Source organism: Bartonella sp. AA89HNZF (assembly GCF_042196905.1).
In the GTDB taxonomy this organism is placed as follows: domain Bacteria; phylum Pseudomonadota; class Alphaproteobacteria; order Rhizobiales; family Rhizobiaceae; genus Bartonella.
Genome location: NZ_JBHIRD010000001.1, coordinates 8,549 through 34,456, shown reverse-complemented (window position 1 = coordinate 34,456; position 25,908 = coordinate 8,549). Strand labels below are relative to the sequence as shown.

The 25,908-nt window shown below is 36.6% G+C and carries 13 protein-coding genes and 3 pseudogenes; 8 read left to right on the top strand and 8 right to left on the bottom strand.

Annotation, left to right across the window (positions count from 1 at the left end; genetic code table 11):
• Positions 1-7 precede the first annotated feature (7 nt).
• From ACFIN0_RS00085 to ACFIN0_RS00060, 6 genes are all read right to left on the bottom strand, one after another.
• On the bottom strand, positions 8-1,228 hold the full coding sequence (locus ACFIN0_RS00085) for an MFS transporter (RefSeq protein WP_375608754.1): 1,221 nt from the start codon (positions 1,226-1,228) through the stop codon (positions 8-10).
• A 1,365-nt stretch (positions 1,229-2,593) separates the two neighbouring features.
• Positions 2,594-2,725 (bottom strand): hypothetical protein, encoded by a 132-nt coding sequence (locus ACFIN0_RS00080; protein ID WP_375608756.1) that lies wholly within the window; start codon positions 2,723-2,725, stop codon positions 2,594-2,596.
• Positions 2,726-2,832: 107 nt separating this feature from the next.
• Positions 2,833-2,922: a YqcI/YcgG family protein gene (locus ACFIN0_RS00075; protein ID WP_375606207.1), complete on the bottom strand. Its 90-nt coding sequence runs from the start codon at positions 2,920-2,922 to the stop codon at positions 2,833-2,835.
• Positions 2,888-3,148: a hypothetical protein gene (locus ACFIN0_RS00070; protein ID WP_375606208.1), complete on the bottom strand. Its 261-nt coding sequence runs from the start codon at positions 3,146-3,148 to the stop codon at positions 2,888-2,890. The genes ACFIN0_RS00075 and ACFIN0_RS00070 overlap by 35 nt, the downstream gene beginning before the upstream one ends.
• Before the next feature lie 165 nt (positions 3,149-3,313).
• On the bottom strand, positions 3,314-4,519 hold the full coding sequence (locus tag ACFIN0_RS00065; protein ID WP_375701673.1) for an ATP-grasp domain-containing protein: 1,206 nt from the start codon (positions 4,517-4,519) through the stop codon (positions 3,314-3,316).
• Positions 4,516-5,706: a hypothetical protein gene (locus ACFIN0_RS00060; protein WP_375701720.1), complete on the bottom strand. Its 1,191-nt coding sequence runs from the start codon at positions 5,704-5,706 to the stop codon at positions 4,516-4,518. Before ACFIN0_RS00060 ends, ACFIN0_RS00065 begins: the two co-directional genes overlap by 4 nt.
• Before the next feature lie 1,319 nt (positions 5,707-7,025).
• Here ACFIN0_RS00060 and ACFIN0_RS00055 point away from each other — a divergent pair.
• Together ACFIN0_RS00055 and ACFIN0_RS00050 are read left to right on the top strand one after the other, a co-directional pair.
• On the top strand, positions 7,026-7,250 hold the full coding sequence (locus tag ACFIN0_RS00055; RefSeq protein WP_375701719.1) for a hypothetical protein: 225 nt from the start codon (positions 7,026-7,028) through the stop codon (positions 7,248-7,250).
• Positions 7,251-7,701: 451 nt separating this feature from the next.
• Positions 7,702-8,913 (top strand): MFS transporter, encoded by a 1,212-nt coding sequence (locus ACFIN0_RS00050; RefSeq protein ID WP_375701672.1) that lies wholly within the window; start codon positions 7,702-7,704, stop codon positions 8,911-8,913.
• A 317-nt stretch (positions 8,914-9,230) separates the two neighbouring features.
• Here ACFIN0_RS00050 and ACFIN0_RS00045 read toward each other — a convergent pair whose 3' ends face one another.
• Both ACFIN0_RS00045 and ACFIN0_RS00040 read right to left on the bottom strand, forming a co-directional pair.
• Positions 9,231-9,500, bottom strand: coding sequence for a hypothetical protein (locus tag ACFIN0_RS00045; protein WP_012754562.1), 270 nt, complete (start codon positions 9,498-9,500; stop codon positions 9,231-9,233).
• 2 nt (positions 9,501-9,502) lie between these two features.
• Entirely contained in the window at positions 9,503-9,949 is a 447-nt protein-coding gene (locus ACFIN0_RS00040; RefSeq protein WP_375606212.1) for a hypothetical protein, read from the bottom strand.
• Positions 9,950-10,441: 492 nt separating this feature from the next.
• Here ACFIN0_RS00040 and ACFIN0_RS00035 point away from each other — a divergent pair, with 492 nt between their 5' ends.
• From ACFIN0_RS00035 to ACFIN0_RS00015, 6 genes and pseudogenes are all read left to right on the top strand, one after another.
• Positions 10,442-10,966, top strand: a complete 525-nt coding sequence (locus ACFIN0_RS00035; RefSeq protein ID WP_375701671.1) for a helix-turn-helix domain-containing protein — start codon at positions 10,442-10,444, stop codon at positions 10,964-10,966.
• A 712-nt stretch (positions 10,967-11,678) separates the two neighbouring features.
• Complete coding sequence (locus ACFIN0_RS00030; protein ID WP_375701670.1) at positions 11,679-17,999, top strand: Vomp family autotransporter; 6,321 nt, start codon at positions 11,679-11,681, stop codon at positions 17,997-17,999.
• Between the two features lie 624 nt (positions 18,000-18,623).
• Positions 18,624-21,284, top strand: a pseudogene (locus tag ACFIN0_RS00025) (hypothetical protein); the annotation flags it as partial.
• A gap of 171 nt (positions 21,285-21,455) precedes the next feature.
• Positions 21,456-22,565: pseudogene (locus ACFIN0_RS10250) on the top strand (YadA-like family protein); the annotation flags it as partial.
• A gap of 679 nt (positions 22,566-23,244) precedes the next feature.
• Positions 23,245-23,850 (top strand): hypothetical protein, encoded by a 606-nt coding sequence (locus ACFIN0_RS00020; RefSeq protein WP_375610050.1) that lies wholly within the window; start codon positions 23,245-23,247, stop codon positions 23,848-23,850.
• A 526-nt stretch (positions 23,851-24,376) separates the two neighbouring features.
• Positions 24,377-25,908 (top strand): annotated as a pseudogene (locus ACFIN0_RS00015) (hypothetical protein); the annotation flags it as partial.

Sequence of the window (25,908 nt, the reverse complement as noted above, 5' to 3'; positions counted from 1 at the left end):
ACATCATTCATGCGGCACTTTCTTTTATCTCTAAGCTTTGTATGTAAATAGATAGTCCGTGCAAAATAAATAAAGGGGCGCAAAAGCCTATAAATACACACAGGACGTATAATATAGAAAATGAAAAAAATTTTCCTGCATATAAAAGCACAATAGAGAATAAAGCTGTTATAATGCGCACACTGGCATCGCCTGCCAAAATAACCTCGGCTAAATTTTCACTAGGTGTGATAGCTTGTCCAATTGTTATTCCCGATACCCTAAAATAAAATTGCCCAATACCTAATAAAAACCCCATAATATAAAGGGAATATTGAGTAAAATTTAAATATAAAACAAAAGAGATTGCGATCACGGCAAAAGCCGGTGCCCCCCATACAAAAAAACGAATTAAAGATGGAAATTTCCGTAAATAATAAGATGAGATAAGACCATTGATCACAAAACCCAGTGCTGACAAAGCAAAAATAGAATTTTGAATAGCTGTAAATTTTATGTTATCTGATGTTATAGAAGCAAGAGCAAGTGGCAATAAAACAATAGGCCCCGTATAGAGAGAATTATTCAAAATACGATTAATCGTTAAAAACCGCAACGCAGAAATCCGCCAAAGGCATCTAAAACCAACTCCATAAGCCTTTTGAGATGGCTTTTTTAATAGCTCTTTTACTCTGTTTAGGTGTTGTATAGACTTTATACGAAACCATAAGCTGGCATTCAAAAGATAGATAAATACAATAAAGGCTATGGCTATTTTGTGCCCCAAATGCGCAATTATAAAATATATAAGCAACGGGGATATAATAACAAAAAACTGACAGCAACTAGTATAAAATGCAAAAATTCCAGCTTTTTGTTTGGGAGCTGGAACCAGCAGATTCAAGGCACTATTGTTATTTGGATTATCAGCCCCCATCAAGAGAGAAAGTAAAAAAAATACAAATAAAATAAGCACCGGATTGTTCATAAATAATAAGAAAGACAATAAACAAGCGCAAATAATTTGACTATAAAACCCAATTATAAAGCCTTGATAGTGCGCCAACACATTTCCCAAACATAAACCAGCAATTCCAATTGCGATTAAATTAACGACATTTAAAGTAGCAGACGCTTTTCCCGTTGTATCTTGGAATTGTAACAAAGAAAGGCCAATAGATAATACACCACTAGCACAAAAACTCGTCAAACAACCAATCACAATCATAAGAAACACAGAATTACGCAATAGCCTCTTCCCTCTTAAATAGAGACTCAAGCCATTTTATGATTTTCTCCATTATCAAATATGGTTCGGGACTAAATTCCAGTTTTTCGTAAAATTTTAGTCTAAATGCGTTATAGGCACTTATTTTTCGCAAGTCATCTGTCAGCATGAATTCTATACTTGGTAACGTTGTACGCATAGATTGAGACAAATAATAGGAAATTACTTTCCAATACATATAGGTACGCTCTCTTGCCAAATAATTTCCCAAGGCATATTTCAAGTGACAACCACTTAAAATATATTTCGGACAATGGTGCAACGGATAATAAATACAAATAGCACCGGCTTCATGTACGGTACAAGAAGAAATATTAATATTTTATCATTTCATAATATTATAAAAACGTTCAGTGAGCAGATCTTCCAAATTTAGTCTAGTCACAACAAGATTGGTTGCTAATTTTTGAGCAACATGAGACAAAACCAATCTTACTGTTAAAGTTCCAATAACCTTTAAGTCAGATTCTGAATAAGCTTTTTTAAAATTCTCCACCTCTATGTTTCTGTGACATATAATAACGAGCTCATCTCGTCTGAATGAACAAGATGTAATTCTAAACCAATATTATCACAAAGTTTTGAGCTCTTGAATTCTCCGTATCCTAATCTGGTATTCTTAAATCATTATAGGAACTGAGAATTTTTAAGTATTCCAACTTTTATTAAACTTTGTAACAATCTATAGGAATCTCCCCTTCACTGACTTCAACAATTATTTTCTCACCACTACAAGAACAAAAAATTATCTTTGAATTTGCTTACTTTTAGAAAGAAAAATGAGCAATACTCTTCCTTAACTAAAAGAAACACGCTCTATACCTTTTTCTTTATGATTATCAAAAAACTATTCCGTTACAATTAACCATCAATCATTAGGATAAATATTCTGCGTTTAGCCTAATAAACTGTTATAATCAATGTTTCTCTCTTTTCTAAAAATCAGCGATTTTCATTCTAGAGATACTCGTAATTGCTGTAAAATCTTTCCAAAAAAAGCCCCCTTAAACATTGCTATTAACACGATCATCCTGAGAAGTTTTATACATACACACTACATTATACGGAATGCTATGTATTTTAAAACTTACTCAACTAACCAATATTTTCTAATGGGCAAAATAAATCACGAAATTTGTGTGCTGTCACAATTCGAAAAACAATCATATATCTCCCTCTATAATTCAAGAGAATTTCATCGACCTTGTGAATATGTCAATCGCGTATTTTTTTGGAAAATCCCTTTGTATCTTTATAGAGCCTTGTTTTGGCAGCATAATTTTTAATATATCATAAATATTTTTATTTAATTTAATTTTAGAAAACTTAGTCATTATCGTGTTTCATTAAATGATATGAGTAAGGTAGGGATTCAATAGTGTTGTTTTGCAGAAAATACTGCGTCCATTCTCTATTTTGGGGTTCGCCATATTTTCCTAAAAAAGGAGATTTTGTGATAATATCAAAAGGTTCAAGCTTTTTTCCTATAACGAGAATGCATTTTGTTCTGTAGAGAGAAGATCAGAAAAAACACTTAAGCTGGAAAGTTAACATAAATATAGAACTTACTTAATTCTGTTTATATAAGACGGGGTATTGCAAACTATGAATATAGGTTCGCTATGAAAGCAGAACTCCCATAGACGATTGTACATATTTTTTGTATATACTTAGGTCATTCTCGGTTGTCAAAATCTCGCAAATTTTTAAGCATAGATCAGAATTTTTCTCTATAAACTTCGATACTTTGTATGGGGCTGGCTCCTCGAATGCAATAAAAGATGTGTTCTTTCCAAAACTTTTATAATTATCGCAATAAGTTATCAGGTCTTCCATCATATTTTTTGAGGTTAGCTTGTTGTAGAACCCAAATCTAAGCATATTTTTTGAGTATCCATTTACACCAAATAGGCAGAAAAGGCCTAATTGTGTTATTCATGGTTGCATTGAATTCTTTAAAAATGACTTGCTTCCATTTTTAATATTTGTCTATATTTTCAATTATTTGCGCTTCTGAATCCATGTTTTCCTCCCCATTGCTGTATTTTATAAGAAATTGCTACGAATGATCCTCTCCAAAGCTGATAATTCATCATCACTGTGTCCCCAAATTGCTATAATAGCTGGGCAGGTATTTAAATCGATTGTTAGGGGGAGGGGCTCGTTTTCTTTAAAAAAGAGCATAAAATGAACCACATTTTCCCAGGAATAAAGCTTTTGCCGCCATACGTTAACATCTTTTATAATATGACCGTCGATCTCGTTGATAAGGAAGATAATACGCCCTTTTTTCTTAAAGAGACTTGGTGTTTGCGAAAACACGCCTGCAATAAGGTTAACGGAGCTTTCAAGTAAACCATCTTCATAGCAATGCGCGAACAAGGTGGGTGCAATTCCTCCGTGGAGGCGGGCTCCTACTTCGATCATCACTGGACCACGAGCTGTTTGCATGATTTCCATATGCGCAGGTCCATATTCAATCCCCAGCGCGCGAATGCATTGTTTTGCATAAGAGATAAGAGGGGCATAAGAGGGATCTTGAGAATCAAGCACATCAAGTGTTTCATAAACAAAAGTACTTCCATTATGAATACCTTTTTTATATCGTGACAAACTACATATTTTTATAGCCTCTCCCTTTACAACGGCATCGACGATGTATTCTTCTCCCTCCAATCTTTCTTGGAGCAAATAAGCCTCGTTAGGTGCGCCAAAAATATTTTTTTTCTTCCAGTCTATTTCAGAGGTCCACATTACTACTTCCTCAAGATTAGAGAAAAATAAAACACCATCACTCCCTGCAGAATCATTTGGCTTTACCACATAGCCGCTGTGGCTTTCAAAACCATCGAAAGTACAATCGTTTTTTGTAAGAATCTTTGATCGGATGTAAGATAAACCATTTTCACAAAGGCGTTTTTGCATCGCTGCTTTTTTCCGTCGCCAATCGGTAGTCAAGGGGTTATTCCCAAGACAACCATAATAAGCCGCCAATTGCTCTGCACAATAGATACCTCTTTCGGCACCCGCTATTACAGCCTCTATCGTGCCGATAGGAAAGCGTTTCTTTATCTCATCTACACTATGAAGCTTCGTTTCTGCCATGCCCTTTCCCTGATAAGAAAGCATAAAGTGTGAAAAAGATGCTGCTTGAGAGACAACACCATAACAAGCATAGCCTAATTTTTGCAAAGCAGGGCCATAGAGGGCACCCGTGGAGAAAGGGTCGACAATAAGAATAGGTTTTCTCATACTTTGTTCCGCTGTGATAAAAGGAAAAGAACATAAATAAAGATTATCAATCCTATAAGGGGCAGAAGATAAACAGCTGCTTGAGGACCCATAAGGGCAGAGCTTGTAAGAAGACCAAGGATAACATAACCTGCCGACTGGGAGAGAGTATAAAGCATGCCGCTATAGCTTCCCACCAGCTCTGCTTGAGCCTCTGTTTTGGTGGCTTCAATCGTATGTTTGCGGGCATTAATTCGCATGGTATTCATTGAAAAACCAATAAAAAAGCAAAAGGCCACAGCTAAATAGGGCGATTGTGTGGTGCTAAAAATAAGATCAGCTACGCTCAACATAAGGGCTGGGAGAATAAATTCAAAACGAGGGATTTTGATAAAAGCAGCCAAAAAAGCGCCCACGCCCGCAACCGCACTGCAAAGCCCATAGTATTCAGAGCCAAAATTTTTCACACTCTGAAAAAGAATGGTTGCCAGCGTATTATAAGCGCAAATATGAAAGCCAATAAGTCCTATGCAGACGCATAAAAGTTTAAGCTCACGGGAGAGTCCATCCGCTTGCGGTGTAGGTGCTGGCTTCTTACCAGTTGCAAGTGCTGTGGTATCTGTAGCGTTGTATTCATCGCAAAAGATAATATATCCGGCTATAAGGCTTATAATGATGTCAAACAAACAAAGTGTCACAATCAAACCATTATAGCCAATTTCAGCCGCTGCCCCTCGAGGGCTGGTTGCTTCTAAGAGATAACCACTTAGTGCTGCTCCCAAAAAAGCGCCAATTTGCACCACTGTTTGCATAATTCGGGAAGCCTTTTGGGCGCTAATATAACCACTAAGTGCTAGTTTAGTATTATCAGTCTCGAGTGTGCTTAAGGTAATCAAAGAGAGATAGCCGATAGAGATAGAGACAGCGATAAAACCAAAGGGGGAATCAGCGTAATGGAAAAGAGCAATCAATAAAAGAAGGCTATAGATAATGATCCGCCTTTTGTATAAATCGATCAACCGCAGTGAGGCTTTAATGCGCACAAGTCCGCTTTTTTTCAAAAGATAGGGCATAAGGGTGCCTAAAGCCATGGTTACGCCTAGGAAAACCGATGAGGATGTTATGCGATAAGCATTCCAAAGATTACTTAAAAATAAAACCATATCAGAAAGATACAGCAGGACAACAAGCCCATAAAACCGAAACATCAGTTGTTTGTGCACATTATCCCCCCCATTTCAGAATCTCTTCAAAACACACAGTATTATAAATCAGCATACATGTTCAAAAACTGTAAACGTGTACATGTATTGCTGTGCATGTCAAGTTTTTTCGGTAGGAAAAATTGAACGCTGATGTTTATGGTAGAGATAGCTTATTTTCAGGAGAATGAGTAGGATGGAGGCTGGTATTTTTACTGCGTTTCTTGGCAGGGGGCTTGCCAATAAGGGACTATGTCCTAGAGATATATTTTGCACTTTCAAGTTGATTTTGTTTATACTCAAGGTTGAGGTTTTTCTATTGATCGTTGTTAGATGTTGTTGTGACAATAAACTTCGTTATCTATCAGAAACATTTATGGCATTAGCGCTAAGGTATTGTATTAAAACCTTTACATAGTAGTCTTTTTATAGAGAGAAGGTATTATTGGTTCAGTTTTAGGAGGCTTTATTACGGCTGATTTTGGCGTCGTCGTTGTTTGAGGGCTTATTATAATATTCTTAGTTTCAGTTTATGAATATAGCGAAACATTTGATTCAAAAGCTTTTGCTAGGCATGTTTCAATATCTCAGCGATGTTTTCCAAGAATTGCTCTGCTGCTTTTTGACGGAATCGGATATCAAATGCTTATAGCGAGGGAAGTGGTTTGAGAAAAGATAGAGTTGATTTCATTAGATTCCTATGTAGCGGAATCCAGTACTAGCTCTTAGGACAATAATATACTGAGATCGAACTCATTTCTATACATTTACACGACGCTATAGGAGTAATCCTCAGAAACTCTACTAGAATTCGTTAAAAAATGGCAGGTTATGGAGTGTGATCAAAAAATATATTTTTTACAAATACTTAATCTCATTTTAAGTTGTCTAAAATATAACCTTATCTTAAAACTAAGTCGATATACCGCCATTTATCATAAAGTTAATAAGTTATACAAAATGCGGGAGTATTGTGTTTTTCTGTTTAGAGACGAGTTAAAAAACATCTTATTGAATATTAAGAGATTTCAGACATAAAACAATTTAACTTATGGAAAGTATATAGACAAAATGTATTTTGATAAAAAAGTTTATAATTCCATGTGGTCTTCAAAGAAATTACTCGCCATTACTCAACAGAAAAACATATAATACAAACTTTTCAACCCAGTTATTGGTATAGAAATAATCCAGAAATTAGAGATTACTTAGATAATGGAAAAGCAATTGATCCGTTGCTTTTAGCACTCTTATCAGCGACAGATAGACGCAAACATACGCTTGAAATTATTGAACCTTCCTTAACGTCATCGTAAAATTTATTAATTAGCGATCGATATGTTTATTCTAGTCTTGCTTATTTTTATGCTCGAGAGCTTTCTGTTGAAAGTGCCTTTAAATTAAATCAATCTATTCTAAGACCTCATATTACATTTTATCTTCATTTACCGCCCATTACTATGCTGGAACGGTTGCAGAAAAGGGATGGTTTAAACTTAAAATACGAAGAAAAACTCTCTTTTATTGAAAAAATTTATTTGGAACGCTAACTGTAATGGGCTTATTTTAAAAGATTTAGAGAAGAGGAATAGAAAAGTTATCAATATTTATCGTGAGGATAATAGTGTGTTTATTCTTTTAGAGCCAAAGTGTGATGATAGAAGAACGACATGGAGGAGTATACTCGAGCATATTTTAATGCACGGAATAATAAGGGCAATGATGTGAGTGCAGCTTCCATACCGTAAAATTGTTTCACATATGTATAAAGGTGTAGCTTCTGAATAAAACGCACATAAAATATTAAATTTGTTTTTGTCCATAAATGTTGTGTTTTCATAGAAGAATTAATCATACAACAGCACAAAGATTGTAAAAGCCTCAAAAAAGAAATTTTGCTTTCTTAAATTTAATGATCTAAAATAAAAAATTGTAAGAATGCCTGTTTTTAAACAGGATGTATCATGCATATCGACTGGTATTCATTTTAGAGGATAATTTATGTTCACTTCAAATTTGAAGGAACGCATTGCTTTATTTGAAAATAGAACTTTTCTCTATTTTACTTTGAGCGGCTTATTTGCTACATTTGGAAGTGGACTAAATTATATTACATTGTCATGGATCGCTTACAATCAGACGGGCTCAATCCGTGGTGTAGCGTTGATGATGCTTTTCCTTTGGACGCCTGGCATTATTTTTGCGCCTATTTTTGGCATATTGGCAGATAAATATAACCGTAAAACGCAGATTATTATTTCAAATCTTGTGAGAGGTTTGGTAATCGTGGGCTGGGTAATGCTTTGGCATTTTGGTATAGAAATTGAATTGATGGTCTTATCTGCTCTTTTGGGTATTTTTATTCCTTTTTATATGCCATCAGCTATTTCTTTAATTCAAAGTATTGTGCTGAAGGAACAGCTCATCAATGCAAATGCAACCATCGATATGGTTTATGAACTTGGCACTATCGTAGGTATGGGCTTAAGTGGATTTATACTGTCCTATGCAGGAACAAAAGGAACTCTTCTAATAGGTGGTATATTCTTTATCATTGCTGGTTTATTTAATTTTGCAATGAAGGTACCTAAAAACCGAAGATCTAAAAAACAAAACCAGCAAAATTGGTGGGAAAATTATACAGCATCTCTTCATTATTTTAAACAGAATCCGGCTCTTTTTGTACCTTATATAAGCCAGATGATTATTATGACTCTTTTGATGACCATTCCTGTTATTCTCGTTCCTTATATACAAGAGGTTTTACATGCTGATAACAGGACCTTTGCAATATTTGAGGTGCTTTATTCTATGGGCGTATTGACAGGTGCGTTTTTTTCACCACTTCTTTGTAAAGTTTTATCGATAAGGAAAACATTAGCCATTTTATTAGCTTTTATGGCTATTGGCCTCGCTATTTTATCTGTTAATACACACAATTTTGTTGTTTTTCCTGTTTACTTTATGATTGGATTTGGACTTTCGAGTTGGGCTCTTTCGATTTCTTTATCACAACTCTCTTGTGATCCTGAATACCAAGGAAGATTGCAGGCAAGTTTTAATGGTATCTCTGGATGCTTGATCCTCGGATTCTATCTCATTATGGCAAGCGATAACAGTAGCATATCACCTCAATCGATATATTTTTTTCAAAGCATTGTTGCGTTTGTTGGAATTCTCATTGTACTGTTTTATAAACATGAAAAACAATAAATTGGCTTTAAGTGTGGTAAAATACGCTATTTTATAAATATTTACGCTGCAGCACATTTCACATTTTGTTTTTAAAGGGGTGGTGAGCAAATGGAAAGTTGGTGCTTAATAAATAAAGCATAAATTGATGTATGCTAGAGAATACCCTTCACTTTTTGATAATGATCCAAAAAAATTGATGCGTTTCTTTAATTCACCTCAGTGCTGTTAAGAAGACGAAAACGTAACACTTTAAATCTTCTTGAAAGTTTTTTGTCTAAGCGTAGCAGAAAGTAAAGCGATGAGGTAATATCTTATCATACGAGGAGAGTATTGCATTATTTTTGTTTTTCAAAATCCATATGAAAAATTGTATCAATTTCATCTTCATTGGAATGGGTGTTTCTACGACGATGCAAGGTTTGCACAATCTCTTTTTTTAAAACAGCATCTGTTTCACTTAAACGGTGAATACTGAGTTCCAATTCAAGAGATAATGCTAAATCCACGCACAGTTTAAGCTCTTCTCCAATGTCGAAACCGCGTTGATAGTCGTCATAAAGACCAACCAGTGTATCAGATAATTCTTTATCGCATAAAGAGGTCATGCTTAATTCCTCAACGTTGCGGGTTTCCATGCAGCTTTTTTAAGTATCACTCCACTATCATCACTTAAAATTGCCATGTATACGAACCTCATGGTTTTGTCAATTTTCTGCAAAATACGCGCTTTTAAATCAAAGCCTATTAAAGATTTTATTACTCCAAGATTTTGAAGCGCCCAATTGTAAATATGGATGGCAATGTGTTTACTATAGAATTTATAGCATTTAAAATACATTGCCAAAAGGCTTTTAATATGCGTAGAGGAAGAGTATTCTGACGATAAACCAAAAAACCTGAAATCTCTATTGCCAGTTACAGCTAAATCAGTGCCATTAATATATAAAATAAGCAAACAGGGTTTGTAAACGTCTAACTTTTTAATAACGAGTGATAATCTCATTTTTTGTAGAATACCAATTATTTTGCCTATTTTATATTGATTTTTAGACATTGATAAACTTTTTACCTTATAAAACCTATGGGAAATGCATTAGCATATTTTTGTAATAAAATTTCAGTGGTATATTGCACAGCATGAAATGAAGAGAATCGTATTAGGCTTTTTGCTTTTGAAAGAATATGACTGCAACTTTTGAGAAAGCAGTTGGCAAGAATTGGCTTGGCATGCAAACTGATAGAGTTGGCATTGGCGCATTTAGTTTTTTCATTGGCCTGTGTCCAAATGTTTTTGACTCTGGAAAATAGCCTCTGATAGGCTTGAGTTTTTCCAAGGTTATATTACAGGGGCGCAGCTCAGAAAAATACCACGGCGATTGCATTTTTTGTAATTGTCATAATTTTCGCTCCTGCTTAAATGGATACCGTAACATCCGTTTTTGTGGGGTTATGTATGTGATAACTGCTCTTCTTAAGGGGCAGTAACGATAGATATAAATAAATATAATTATTTAGTCAGCAATTATATTTATTTTGGAGTGTTTTTTTGGCTCGTCCGGAAACAAAACCTAAAACTGAGTTGGCAAAACGTTTTCGTGAAGTGCGTCACGCTCTTGGTTTTACAGAGCGTAAGCAGTTTGCTGAACATCTTGGTATCACTGCTGGCTCTATAGGAACTTATGAAACTGGTATAAGTGAGCCTACAGCTTCTGCGCTCTCCAAATATCAAGAAATTTGTGGTGTTTCATTAGATTGGCTAGTAACAGGCAATGGTGATATGTTTTCAGATATGGCAAAGGCGAAAGCAGCTGGTTTTAAACCGCAGGCGATTCCTGCTGGGCTGATGAAAAAGCTTGGACATTTAGTTTATACGACCTATCATGATGCAAAAATAACACTTTCTCCTGAAGATGTTGCGGAATTAGCAGCAGAGCTTTATGGAAGATTGCAAGAGCTTATTCAAAACCTCAATGATATAGAAGAAATCGACGCCACTTTGCCGCTTTTAAAATTACATTTAAGACGTAAAATCGAAGCTGAAAAAACACCTCTAGAAATTCATAAGATATGAACGAACAGCTCTTTTAAAAAATGGAGCTTTTTTGATTTTCTACTATATAACCAAGTTTCGAATGTAAAAATCTCACAATTTTTGAGTCTTTTATTCAACCTGAATAATAATAAATTATCATTATAAATCAACACATTGCTCTAATACAGATAAAAAATGACGAGTAGTGATATAAAAAAACTCTTTCAAAGGTGTGCATCATATATTGAAACAGATTACTTCGCAGCAAAGAGTGATGTTATCATGATAATCGTCATTATTACATTATGCTATAAGTTAAAAAATCATAAATTTGTGCTTATAAGAACAGCTATTTTATTGAGAAGTATTTTTACAAATTTATAAAAAATTATTTTTACACTCTTGCCATTCTTTTAATGCGCTTTATTTGAAAAGTAGAATTGCTCTTTAGTGAAACTATTTTTGTTAAGAGATAAATCGCAGTATTTTTGAATGGAGAGAACGGTATATTTTCAAAGTTTTGTGTTTTTATTTATTTTTTAGCTTGAATCCCTCTAGCTAAAAGGGTTGGGGACTTTTCTAGATTCGATGTTGTTGCAAAGATTTTAGGGCGATGCCGTAAAAAATAGCGGTATCGTAGGGGGAGGGTTTTGTCTTGATTTATTGGTTTTTGAAGTGCGCAAACTGAGGGTTTTGCCATGAGTGTTTCCGCGCGTTGTGATGATGTTGAACTCTGTAGGAGGAGATTCTTATGAAAAAAAAATATTCCACACCAAATTTAATTAAAGTTGTCTCTCTTAGTACGGTAATGGCCACACTCTTATCGAGTGTTTCTCCTGTTTTTGCTGCTAATCTTGCGATAGTAGGAGGGGCGAGTCAAAGTACAACTGGTACTGGTGTTGTATATCCACACGGTAGTCATGGGAGTGTTGTTTTTGCTGGTGATGATGACTACTGTGGTGCAGACAATGTTATTGGTCGTGGCGGCAAACAACAAGAGAGAGTTGGTGAAAGTCAACGAATAACCGCAGAGCAACAATATGAGAGATTTATTGGTGAGAAAGTTTTTGGAGGTCGTAAACCTTATGGCACGACTACTGAAAAGGTTACTTGGACTGGTGATGGGACATTAAGTGATCCCACTAAAGGTTATATGGGGACACCGACTGGCGGTATCGTTAGTGCAATGCCTGAGGCTTATGGTGTTTATTCTTTTGCAACGGGTTGTGGATCTGCAGCGACGGGTAATTATTCAACCGTATTTGGTGCAGGTGCGACAGCAAAGGCAGGGGGTGCACAAGCTTTTGGTGTTTCCGCACTTGCAAGTGGTATAGCAAGTGTTGCTATGGGTGTAGGCTCAGAAGCATCGGGCAAATCTTCAGTTTCTATTGGAGGGCTTGCAACTGCATTAGGTACAAATAGCATTGCTTTAGGTACAAAGGTAAAGGCAGAAAAGAGTTATACGATTGCTATAGGTACAGATGCTGAAGCTAAAGCTTCAGGTGCTATTGCAATAGGGGGCAGGCGCTCTGACAGAACCGAAGAAAATGATCCTAACAGAAAAGTAATCGCGAATGCTGAAAATGCGATTGCTATAGGTACGCAAGCTTATGCTGAAAAAGAAGATTCGGTTGCCATTGGTGTAAATTCGCAAGTGCTTGTTAGAGATGGTGTTGCTGTAGGTGGTGGGGCTATTTCTGATAGAGACAAGAATGTTGCTGGTTATGATCCTGTAACAGGTAAAGGGACAACAAAAACCAGTATAGCATGGAAGAGCACCACAGGCGCTTTTAGCGTTGGTGAAGTTGGCGGTCGTGGTAATGGTACGCTAACACGACAAATTACAGGGGTTGCAGCTGGAAGTGAAGATACTGATGCGGTAAACGTGGCGCAACTAAAAGCTATGAAAGATATCATAGCAGGGGGAGGGGGGTGGAAACTTTCTGCTAACGATACCGATCCGACAGATGTGAATTCAGGCAATACTGTAGATTTTTCAGTGAAAAGTGAAAAAGAAGCGGGAAAAGACAACTTAAAGATTGCAAAAAACACTGCAGATAATAAGCATAAAATTGAATTTACTTTAAATGATCATCTTAAATTGACGCAAGTCACCACAGGCCAAAGCACGATGAGTGATGATGGCTTTTTTGTTAACGGTGAAAGCGGTTCACGCATGACTGTAGACGGCTTTTTTATTAATGGTAATGATGGTCCAAGCATGACTATTGATGGTATTGATGCAGCCAAGCAAAAGATCACAAACGTAGCAGATGGGTCTGAACCTAACGATGCAGTGAATTATAAACAGTTGCAAGAGGTGAAAAACGCGAACAAAACGAGTTGGCAGCTTGCTGTTAACGGTGGAAATGCTACGGCTATTGGTCCAAATGGTACAGTAAATTTTCAGTCAGTTGACAATAAAGGTACAAAAAATATCAAGATCGAAAAAGATAATGATCACAATGTCACATTTGATCTAGCTGATGATATTCAGGTAATGACTGTCACAGCAGGAGACAGCATTATGGATGCTGCTGGCTTTAGATTTGACGGTGATGAGGGGCCGAGCATAACTGTTAATGGCATTCATGCTGGTAATAAAACGATTAAAGGGGTAGCGGCAGGGGAAGAAGATACTGATGCTGTAAATTATAAGCAGTTGACGGAGGTAAGAACACTTGCTGAAGCAGGCTGGAAACTTTCTGTTGATGGGAACAATGCTACAGATGTTAAAGCTGGGAGTACAGTAGATCTTGTTGCGGATGCGGGTGAGGACGGAAGCAAAAATATAAAGATTGCAAAAGACAGTAATAAAGTTACATTTTCTTTGAATGATAACCTTAAGCTTACGAGTGTCACGACAGGCAACAGCATTATGAGTGATGAGGGCTTTAAGTTTATTGATGGTAATGGACCAAGCATAACTTTGAATGGTATTAATGCTGGTGATAAAAAAATTACAGGAGTAGCTAAGGCAGAAGGCAATACTGATGCTGTAAATTATGAACAGCTGAAAGAGGTAAGGACACTTGCAGAAAATGGCTGGAAACTTTCTGTTGATGGTAACAATGCTACAGATGTTAAAGCTGGGAGTACAGTAGATTTTGTTGCTGGTGAAAATGAAGATGGTAGCAAAAATATAAAGATTGCAAAAGACAGTAATAAAGTTACATTTTCTTTGAATGATACTCTTAAGCTCACGAGTGTCACGACAGGCAACAGCATTATGAGCAACGATGGCTTTAAGTTTGTTGATGGTGGTCCAAGCATAACTATGAAAGGTATTGATGCTGGTGGCAAAAAGATTACAAAAGTGAAAGCTGGTACTGATGATACTGATGCAGTAAATTATAAACAGCTGAAAGACTTTACAGCGGGGATGGAAACGGGCTGGAAACTTGCTGTTGAAGATGAAGAAGCTACAGATGTTGAAGCAGGAAGTACAGTAAAGTTTGTTGCAGTTAAGCATAAAGACGATGATAATAATGAGAGTGAGAACACAAATATAAAAATTACCAAAGGTGATAACAATGAAGTAAAGTTTGATTTAAGCGAATATATTAAAGTTGGTCGTGTAGAAACAGGGGACAGCAGAATGAGTAATGCCGGTTTCATGATCAAAGATGGCCCAAGAATGACCAAGGGTGGTATTCATGCCGCCAATACAAAAATTACAGGAGTCGCAGATGGTAGCAATGAGCATGATGCTGTTAATCTTTCACAATTATATAAAATGAAGTTTGAGATAGAAGACAATAGTCTTGTTAAATGGAGTAAAAGTAAAAAAAATATTACCATTGGTGCTGAAAAAGAAGGTATCGAAATCAATATTGCGAACTCTGAAGGCAAGGATCGAATTATTTCTGGCGTTGCAGTTGGAAAAGTCAGTTCCGATTCAACAGAAGCAATAAATGGCCATCAACTGTTTAATTATATTACTAATATAGTGGATTTTTTTGGTGGTGAGGAGACAGATATACTTAATGGTATCAAACCAACGTTTACTGTTCAGAATACAAAACACGACAATGTAACGGATGCTTTCGCTGCTGTTGATACTTCTATCACAGATATTTATAGTCAGATTAATAATGTAACAGAAAATAGTCTTGTTAAATGGAAAGAAGATCAGAAGCTTATCACTATTGGTGCTGAAAAAGGCGGTACGAAAATTGATATTAGAGGTACTGAGGGAGAACGAACCATTGCAGGTGTAAAAAATGGTGAAATTTCCAAAGACTCCATGGAAGCTGTAAATGGTAGTCAAATTAATACAATCTCTGGAGATATTGCAAAATTCTTTGGTGGTGGTACTTCATTTGAAAATGGTGTTTTTGTTGGACCACAGTATAATTTATCTACCGTTTCTGCAGATGGTAAGGTAGAACAGAAAACCTTTGAAAATGTTGGTGATGCTTTGACTGGGCTTGATGCGAATGTCAAAAATGTGAATAGTCGTTTAACACATGTAGTCAATAATTTTACTGAGGAAATTCAGGGTCTCTCTAAAGATGCTTTATTGTGGAGCAGTTCTGAGAGTGCATTTGTTGCACTTCATGAAAAAGATGGACAGAAGACAGATAGTAAGATTAAGTTCCTTGCGGATGGCGATATTTCAGGAGATTCAACAGATGCAATAAATGGTTCTCAACTTTATAAGATGGGCGATAAGATTGCGAATTATTTTGGCGGTGGTGCTAAATATGAGAATGGAGAATGGACGGGGCCTGTATTCAAAGTTTCTCGTAACGATCCTGATGGTAATATTGTTGAGAATAGGTATACGAATGTTGCTGATGCTTTTGAAGGTGTCGATAGTTCTATTACGGATATCTATAATCAGATTAACAATGTAACAGAAAATAGCCTTGTAAAGCAGGAGGGAGAAGATGGTCTTATTACTGTGGGTAAAGCAACCGGTGGTACTGAAATCAGCCTTGTAAATAAAGATAAGCAAGAAAGAACACTTTCCGGTGTAAAAGATGGAGAACTTTCTCGAACATCTACTGAAGCAGTAAATGGTTCACAACTTTTTGCTACGAATGAGAAGGTTACAACTGTTACTGATAATCTTAAAACAGTCGCTCAAAATACATCGAAATATTTTGGTGGTAGTGCAGATGTATTGAACGGTATAGAACCAGCTTTCCTTATTCAGGGGGAGACCTATCATAATGTTACGGAAGCGTTTACAGGTGTTAATACTTCTATCACAAATATTGATAATAAGATTTCCGAAGTGGTAAAAAATAGTCTTGTTAAGCAAGATGGAGGTGCATCAGGTATTATTACTATTGGTAAGGATACCGCTGGTACTGAGATCAATATTGCAGGTGTTGGTGGTTCAGGACGTAAAATTTCTGGCGTGCGGGAGGCAGAGAAGGGTGATGAAGCTGTTAACAAAGACCAACTTGATAAAAGCATAAAGGATATTACTAAAGATATTGAGACAGTAACTGCTGCTGCGGTTCTCTATGATAAGAATGACGATAATAGTGTTAATTATGGTAGTGTAACTTTGGGCGGCGATAAGAACAACGGACCAGTTGCTCTTCATAACGTAAAAGATGGTAGCATTTCTGAAAATTCCAACGATGCAATCAATGGTAGTCAGATTAATAAAATATCAGCAGATATTGCAAAGTTTTTTGGTGGTGGTGCAAAGTTCATTAACGGTGCTTTTGAAGGGCTGAAATATACTTTATCCGCTATTGTAGGTGGTGAAGTAGGGAAGGCTAATTTTTACAATGTTGGTGATGCTTTAACAGGTCTTGATAAAAATGTTCAAGATGTGAATCAACGCTTAACGAATGTATCCAATGAGTTTAACCAGAAAATTGAAGATTTCTCTAAAGATGCTTTACTGTGGGATGATGAGGAAGAAGCATTTGTGGCACGTCATGAAAAAGATGGCAAGAAAACAAACAGCAAATTGAAGTATCTTTTAGATGGTGAGATTGCTCAAGGTTCAACAGATGCCATTACGGGCAACCAACTTTATTCCATGAATAACCAACTTGCAAATTATTTCGGTGGCGGTGCCAAATATGAGAATGGCAAATGGACAGATCCTACTTTTAAGATTGTTCAAGTCAATGCTGATGGTACGACTGTTGAGACAGAGCATCATAATGTCGCTGATGCTTTTGGTGACGTCAATAAAAATATGTCAAATATTAATAACCGTATTGATGATGTCATCAACAAGGTCGATTCAGATGCTTTAAAGTGGAATGATAAAGAAAAAGCCTATGATGCTGGTCGCGATGGAAAGCCGAATAAAATTATCAATGTAGCTGATGGTAAAGTTGAAAAAGGCTCGAAAGATGCCGTCAATGGTGGGCAACTTTGGGAAACCAATGAACGTGTCACTGGTGTCGAAAAAGATGTGAAGCATCTTACCAACAGAGTTGATACCATTTCCAATACGATTGCTGATATTGGTGATACAGTTATCAATATTGATGCCAAAGTTGATAACATCAATAATAGAGTTGACGGCATTGAAGAGGATGCTGTTCGTTATGATAGAGATGAAAACGGCAAAAAAACCAATAAAATCACATTAGCGGGGGGGGATGCCAGTGAACCTGTTCTGATTGATAATGTCTCTGATGGTAAAATTGAAAAAGGTTCGAAAGAGGCTGTAAATGGTGGTCAACTCCATGATTATACTCAAGAACAGATGAAGATTATTCTTGATCAATCCAAGCAGTATACAGATCAACGGGTTAATAATATTGTGATTGATGCTATTGATGATGCTGTTGATCGGGCTAAGCAATATACAGATATGAAGTTTGATGTTTTAAACTATAGTATTGAGAGTGTGAAAAAAGAGGCTAGACAAGCAGCGGCTATTGGTCTTGCGGTGTCTAACTTACGCTACAATGATACACCTGGAAAATTAAGCGTTGGATTTGGTACTGGTTTATGGCGTAGTCAATCTGCATTTGCCTTTGGTGCAGGTTACACCTCAGAAAATGGAAAATACCGTTCTAACATATCCGCAACAACTTCTGGAGGTCACTGGGGTGTAGGTGCGGGATTCAATATGACATTGAATTGATAATAAACAAAATATATAAAAATTCCTTTTCATCCCTGTCTCATGAGGCGGGGGTGAATTGTTGTTACGTATGTAAAAATACATGTATACAAATTGATAAGCGCTATAATAATAAATACAGGTTTAAAAAACAGAAAAAACCTATACACTTTCAACAAAATGAACTTCTTATTTCAAAATAAGATAATGAGTTCTTTCATAAATTATAAGTTCATTATTTTCTTCTTTAATTTTTAAATCTGAAAAATCTGTAGCACTCTACAGATAAAAAACTTTTGCTCTCTACAAATCTATTAAAAAGTTTTCTACTAAGATAAAATTATACATTCAAACGTATTCCAACTTTACTGGAAGAAGTTATAAAACAATACGCTAAATTAACTCTACCCCTTGCAAAAAACAACCAATAAGTTTAAAGGTTAAAAAACCAGTCACCAAAAATTTACTTTCTTAGAAAATGTAAAAGAGCAAAACGTATTAATCTTAAAAAACAACTTCTTTATCTTTTCAGTCAGGTACTAAATTTTTTGAATACGTTTAGAAAAAACAACTTTAAAAGACTGTATAGCGTTTAAATGTGTCTTTTTTGTGTTTATAGTTATTTCTTTCATTGGGGAGTTCACTATGAAAAAATTATATACAAAATTAGCAGGGAGCGATTTAAAATTTTCTCGTTTTTCTTTTGTTAAAGTTCTTTCGTTGGCTACAGCGGCTACATTCTTATCGAATGTTACACCTGTTTTTTCAGCAAATCCTGATTTTAGAAACACGTTTCTTGAAGGTGTAAAAAGTACCGGCGTATCTTATCTACAAAGCATTCTCTCTGTTGCTGGTTTGAATAATTCTGAAGACTATGCAAATTTTTTAACTAAAACTCTTACTGGTGTAAGTGATTATAGTCCTATAGTGAATGTTTTGCCAGAAGCCAGCGATTCGATACGTTCAATTGATATGAATGCTGGAAGTAAAAAAATAACAAGAGCAGATTTAACTCCAAGAGTTGTAAAGGGAGATCAGATAACTAGCAAGCAGGATTTGGGTAATCCTCTTGTTTATGGTGAACGAGCTCAGGGAGAAGCGCATGATGCTATTGTTTTCGGGCAAGTAGCGCAGACGAAGGCTGACCAAGGGATTGCTATCGGCTTAACTGCTTTAGCTGGTAGTAGTAGAAATACTAAAAATAGCATTGCAATCGGCTCTTCTCTAACCGATAGTTCTGATGAAAAAGAGAGAACAGTTTCATTTGGTGATTTTTCAATAGCCTTCGGTAGTAAAGCACATAGTTATGCAAATGAAGCGATTGCTATGGGATACAATGCATACGCAAAGGAGCGGGCGCCGCAGGGAGTTGCTATAGGCGCTAGATCTAATGTGACGGTTGCGGGAGGTGTTGCTCTAGGAAGCGATTCTATATCCGATAGGGCTGCTGGTGAGTTTGGCTACACTTCTTTGTTACAGGGGCCTGCAACAAACATCGAGGCGCAATGGAAAAGTACGCGGGGCTCAGTTAGTGTTGGTGATTATAGTAAGGGTATAACCAGACAAATTACAGGCGTAGCTGCTGGTTCTAATATTACCGATGCAGTGAACCTTAGACAGTTGCAGGACTTAGAAAAAGTTGTAAGACAAAACGGTTGGAAACTCTCTGTTGGAGATAAAAATGCTACCACTGTTCTCATGAATAGCGGAGTAGATTTTTCTGCTGGAAGTAGCAACCTAAATATTACAAAGGGCGGAGATGACAATAATATAAAATTTGATCTAGCTAAGGATATTGCACTGGAGAGCGTAAAGATAGGTAAAAATACCTTCGATGCCACGGGCTTAGTAATTACTGATGGTCCGAAAATAACCACCGGTGGTATTGATGCTGGAAATAAAAAGGTAACGGGTGTTACATCTGGTGATCTTAGCACAAGTTCGACAGATGCTGTTAATGGTAGTCAGATTCATACAATCACTGAGGATTTATCAAAAATTTTAGGTGGAAATGTATCCTTTGATGGAAAAAACTTTAAAGTACCAGAGTATAAATTATCGAATATTGATGAAAAAGGTGTTGTAACAGATAAACCGCATAGCGATGTTGGTTCTGCTTTTAAAGGGCTTGATGAGAATATCAAAAATGTTAACGCTCGCATTAAGGAGATCTCAGAGGGAGTTGCACAAGATTCTTTATCTTGGAGCGATGGTGAAAAAGCTTTTGTCGCTCTGCATGGGGAAGGTGATGACAGAAAAGCAAGTAAAATCACATCGCTTGCTGTAGGAGATATTACGAAAGAATCAATGGACGCCGTAAATGGTTCTCAACTTTATTCACTGGGCGATAAGGTTGCAAAATATTTCTCTGATGACGCTGAATATAAGGATGGGGAATTGAAAGTTCCTGATTTTAAGCTAAAAATTATCAATGATGATGGCACTGAAGCTGAATCAAGCTATAAGAATGTATCAGATGCATTTTCAGGTGTGGGTAAACTTTTCACAAAGGTTCAAACTGCGATCAGCGATGTAATCAGTAATCTTCTTGTTACGAAAAATGAAGATGTTATCAACATTGGTAAAGGAGTAGAAGGTAGTGAAATCAATATCGCAAACAAGAGTGGTAAGGATCGAACCCTTTCTGGTGTGAAGGCAGCAGAAAAAGACAATGAAGCTGTGAACAAAAAACAATTTGATAAAGGTTTGAAGGATCTTTCTGATACCCTTCTGTCGGATAGTTCATCTGTTGTTCTTTACGATAAAACAACAGATAATCAAACTGATTATACAAATGTAACTTTTGGTAAAGGGAAGGATTCTACACCAGTTGCGCTCCATAATGTAGCCTCCGGATCGATTGCGGACAACTCAACGGATGTTATCAATGGAGGACAGGTTCACATCCTTTCAATGGATATAGCAAAATTGTTGGGTGGAGATGCTGAATTTAAGGATGGTGCTTTTAAAGGGCCAACTTATAATTTATCCAGCATTGATAAAGGTGGTGAAGTAACAGATAAACCGCATAGCGATGTTGGTTCTGCTTTTAAAGGGCTTGATGAGAATATCAAAAATGTGAACGCTCGCATTAAGGAGGTCTCAGAGGGAGTTGCACAAGATTCTTTATCTTGGAGCGATGGTGAAAAAGCTTTTGTCGCTCTGCATGGGGAAGGTGATGACAGAAAAGCAAGCAAGATCACATCACTTGCGGCTGGCTCTATAGTATCAGGCTCGAGTGATGCGGTTAATGGCGGGCAGATTTATGATCTGAATCAGTCGCTAGCAAAGTATTTTGGTGGTGATGCTAAGTATGATGGTGATGGCTGGGTTCTTCCAGGTTTCAAGATAATGACTTTTCAAGAAGATGGAAGCTTTGTAGAGGAAGATTATGATAGCATTGCAGCCGCGTTTGCCGGTGTAAATAAGGTTTTCAAGAATCTTCATAATGAGATTTCAGACAACATTGAGCAAAATGCGTTGTTGTGGAGTGATAATGCAGGTGCGTTTGTAGCACAGCATGAAGAAGAAGGTAAAAAGGAAAACAGCAAGATCACGTTCCTTGCGAAAGGAAAGATATCAGAAGATTCTACGGATGCAATTAATGGTGGTCAGATTTATACTCTTCAACAGACATTTGCCTCATATTTTGGTGGAGGATCTGGTTATGATAAGGAAGGAAACTGGCAAGGACCAAAATTCTACGTTCAGGTCTTTAATAAGGATGGTACGAAAGGTGATAAAGAGGAGCGTAATAGTGTCTCTGAAGCATTTGATGTTGTTAATGACAGCATGAGCAATATCAACGATCGTATAAAAGAAGTTGAAAAGGATACCTCTTCGAATAGTCTGAATTGGAATAAAGAAAAAGGAAGCTATGATGCATCTCATGTTGATTCTCAGGGTGTTAAGAGTCCAAGTAAGATTATCAATGTAGTGAATGGTAAGGTAGACAGAGATTCAAAAGAAGCAGTGAATGGAGGACAGCTTTGGGAAACTCAGCAGATGATTACGGATCAGGTAAAGGATATTGAAAATAAAGTTACGGAGGGATCTGTACAATATGATAAAGATAAAAAAACGGGCAAAAAGACCAATAAAGTTACATTAGTTGGTGTAGATGACAGTTCTCCAGTATTAATAGACAATGTAGCCGATGGAAAGATTGAAAAAGATTCGAAAGAAGCGGTTAATGGCGGTCAATTAAAAGATAAGATGGATTTTGTTCTTGAAAGTGCCAATAAGTATACGGATGAGCAAATTTCTCATCTTGTAAAAGATGGAGTTAGTGGGGCTAATTCATATACGGATATGAAGGTTTCGACATTAAGTTATGTTGTTGAGGATGTTCGAAAAGAGGCAAGACAAGCAGCAGCTGTTGGTTTAGCGGTATCTAGTTTACGCTATAGTGATATCCCTGGAAAATTAACTATCGCATTTGGTAGTGGTTTATGGCGTAGTCAATCTGCTTTTGCTTTTGGTACAGGTTATACTTCAGAGAACGGTTATATTGGTTCCAACTTGTCAATTACCACTTCTGGAGGTCACTGGGGTATAAGTGCAGGGGTTAATGTGATACTCAACTAATAAACGACTAAATCCATAAAATTGATTTGCCTTTTTCTTATTTAAGAAAAGGGCAAAAATTTTACTTTCTTCCAGAGCTCTCTAAAGCTATTCTAAATGTATAAAACACCCGTAATTATATAAAATCCGAATATAAAAAGCCTATGACAACTTTTGTTGAGAATAAAAGACCTTAGTGGTAAAGATTCAAAAAATTGATTGCTATTATTTTTATTTGTTAAAATGCTTCACGCAATGTAAATACGAATATACCCTTTATAAAATGAGACAGTTTTAGCTTTTATTTTCGTATAGTTTTAAACGTATGCTTTATAATGAAACGATCTACAGATATGCAACGTACTCCAAACATAAGTATTGCTTTAGATAGTGGAGCGCAAACGGAAAAAGAATGGAGCGTTGCTGTATGCAATATGGCTCACGCTTTAGAGAAAAGCAGATCGCAATAGGTGGTGAATATAATAAGAAGAGCGAATACGGGGAAAATGATTATACAACTTGCGAAGAGTGATTATTCAACAGTAGTGGGAACTGTTTCTAAAACTTTAGAATATGGTTCGATTTCACTTGGTCACCCGTGTATATGCATTTGCTCAAGAAGCTATTTCTATGGGTTTCTATTCAAAAGCAAATGGGGTTGGAAGTATCGCTTTAGATTCCTATTCTAAAGTGACGGTTGATGGGGGCTATTGGAGACAACTCTGTGTCCGGTAGGGCTGATGGCGTTTTTGGGTATACGTCTCTTCTGCAAGGACCGGCTAAAAACACTGAATCTCAATGGAAAAGTATGAAAGTTGCAATAAGTATTGGTGTTCCTAGTAAGAACATAACGCGACAAATTATAGGTGTAGCAGCTGGTAGCAAACCTGCCGATGCAATGAACCTTAGACAATTGCAGGATTTAGAAGAAGTCGTAAGAAAAAAGGTTGGAAACTGTCTATTTCTGGTGAGGAAGCTAAAGATATGGGTGCTAGATAGTACAATAAATTTTTCATCTGGAGGAAGTAACTTCACGGTTAAAAGAGATGAGGACGATGAAAATAAGCTCATATTTGGTTTGGCTAATGATATATCATTGAAAAGCATAACATTAGGAGAGAAAAGAAAAGTCGATGCAACAGGCTTAGTAATTACTGATGTCCCGCAAATAACCACCGGTAATATTAATGCGGCAAGTAAAAAAGTAACAAATGTTGCAGAAGGAACTAGCAATACTGATGCAGTGAATTTTTCACAACTGAAGGGAATAAAAGAACAAGTAGCAGTGAGTATTTTTGTAAAATAGGATACAGCAACGAGACACATTACCATTAGTAAGGATATAGATGGGGCATTTTAGTAAAAAGCTTTCATAAATCCTCTAATGAAATAAAAAAATCTTATTCACGAAAAATAAACTGATGCCTAAGCGGATGATCAATAGGCACAAAAATTATATCTCTTTCAAAGAGATCAAAGCTAAAAAACGATACACAACCTTTGATAGAAAAAACGAAAGCTATTCTAATATTAAGTATTTTTTTACCTTCCTTAAATTGACTTTCATGAACCTACCCCTAATTACTCTTTAAAGTCGCTGCAGAAACAAAAGCTTACGTCTTAATTTTATTGATGTCCTAAAACACGCTGTAAAAGCAGGAACACGCAAGGGAAATAGGAAAGCTTTAGAGCTCTAGATCATACCTTTTTTGTGTTTTTAATCTATTATTATGAAGGGGGGTATTATGAAAAAATTATATACTACACAAAATCTGCGTGATTTGAGTTTTTCTCGCTCACATCGTCGATCATCATTGTTTAAAGTAGCTTCGTTGGGAACTGCGGTTGCCTTGTTTTTATCGAATGCTGCTCCTGTTTTTTCAGCAAATTTCGATTTAACAAAAGCATCTCTTGAAAATGTGAAGAATGCTGCCGTGGTTTATCCGCAAAGCATTATCTCTGCGTATGATTACTATGATGGTGATAAGGAAAATTATTTAACGGCATTGAATGTAGCAATGATGCCAAAAGTTAACGCTTCCGATAACTATGTAAATTTTTTAACCAAAACCCTTTCTGCTATAAGTAATGATGATCCTATTGTGAATGTTTTGAGGGCAGATGGTAAAAATTCATCTGAAAGGACATTAGATGCAGGCTGGCAATATAAAAAATCGATTATCAGTGTACAGAATGGTGAGAATACAGCGATTATTGATGCATTGAATCTTTTGCGTAATGACTCTATGACTAGAATGCAGCGCGATACCGGACTGCAACGTGACGTAGAGGGTACTAATGTCATATTTGGTAATGATATAACAAAGGCTGAAAAACTCCATGGAAAGAGTGATATTGTTGCTCTTGGTGCCAAGATAATAGTAAACGCTCCAGATTCGGTTGCTGTTGGTTATGGCGCGCAGGTGGATAATAGCTTTACTGTTGCTGTAGGTCATTTGGCGTACGCTGTAGGTAAAAAAAGTATCGCAATAGGTGGTGAAGGTAGAAGTGGTAGTAAGCCGATTCCTACTGAGGGCCGTACAATAGCGACGGGCGAAGAATCAATTGCTATTGGACATCGTGCTAAGGCGGACAGTGAGGAATCTATAGCTTTTGGTGCTTATTCAAAAACGACGATAAATTTAGGCGTTGCTCTTGGGAGCGAGTCTGTGGCTGATGTTGCTGCGGGCGCTATCGGTTATAATTCTTTAACTAAAGGCCCTTCAGATTCTGACGACATGATATGGGCGAGTACACTAGGTGCAGTAAGTGTTGGTGATGCTAAATCAGAAAAAACGCGCCAGATTGTAGGAGTGGCAGCTGGTAGTGGCGACACTGATGCCATTAATGTTGCACAGTTAAAATCATTGCAAAAATACGTAGACCAAGGTTGGACACTATCTGTTGGGGGTAAAAATGCTAAAGCTGTTGGTGTACAAGATACTGTAGATTTGTCGGCTGCAAGTGACAATCTTAAGATTACAAAAGGTGAGGAAAACAATAATGTAACATTTGATCTAGCTAATAATATTACAGTGGAACGAGTTACCGCTGGGAGAAGCTCTATCAGTGATGATGGCATTTTGTTTGCTGATGGGGCTAAAATAACTGTGGATGGCATTGATGCTGGCAATAAGCAGATTACAGGAGTGGCAGCTGGGGAAGAACCTGATGATGCAGTGAATTTTGCTCAGTTGGAGCAGGTTAATCGCGACGTTGCAGGTGTAAGTCAAAATATATCACAATATTTTGGTGGTGGTGCAGATGTATCTAATGGTAAAGCACCAACTTACACAATTCAGGGTAATTCTCATAATGATGTTGGTTCTGCTTTTAATGCTGTTGATACTTCTATCACGAATAT

Excerpts from the sequence above, each read along its gene's own strand:
- ACFIN0_RS00075 (WP_375606207.1), bottom strand. The coding sequence starts at position 2,922 with ATGTACAATCGTCTATGGGAGTTCTGCTTTCATAGCGAACCTATATTC.
- ACFIN0_RS00070 (WP_375606208.1), bottom strand. The coding sequence starts at position 3,148 with ATGCTTAGATTTGGGTTCTACAACAAGCTAACCTCAAAAAATATGATG.
- ACFIN0_RS00065 (WP_375701673.1), bottom strand. The coding sequence starts at position 4,519 with ATGAGAAAACCTATTCTTATTGTCGACCCTTTCTCCACGGGTGCCCTC.
- ACFIN0_RS00060 (WP_375701720.1), bottom strand. The coding sequence starts at position 5,706 with ATGTTTCGGTTTTATGGGCTTGTTGTCCTGCTGTATCTTTCTGATATG.
- ACFIN0_RS00050 (WP_375701672.1), top strand. The coding sequence starts at position 7,702 with ATGTTCACTTCAAATTTGAAGGAACGCATTGCTTTATTTGAAAATAGA.
- ACFIN0_RS00045 (WP_012754562.1), bottom strand. The coding sequence starts at position 9,500 with ATGACCTCTTTATGCGATAAAGAATTATCTGATACACTGGTTGGTCTT.
- ACFIN0_RS00040 (WP_375606212.1), bottom strand. The coding sequence starts at position 9,949 with ATGTCTAAAAATCAATATAAAATAGGCAAAATAATTGGTATTCTACAA.
- ACFIN0_RS00030 (WP_375701670.1), top strand. The coding sequence starts at position 11,679 with ATGAAAAAAAAATATTCCACACCAAATTTAATTAAAGTTGTCTCTCTT.
- ACFIN0_RS00020 (WP_375610050.1), top strand. The coding sequence starts at position 23,245 with ATGGGGGCTATTGGAGACAACTCTGTGTCCGGTAGGGCTGATGGCGTT.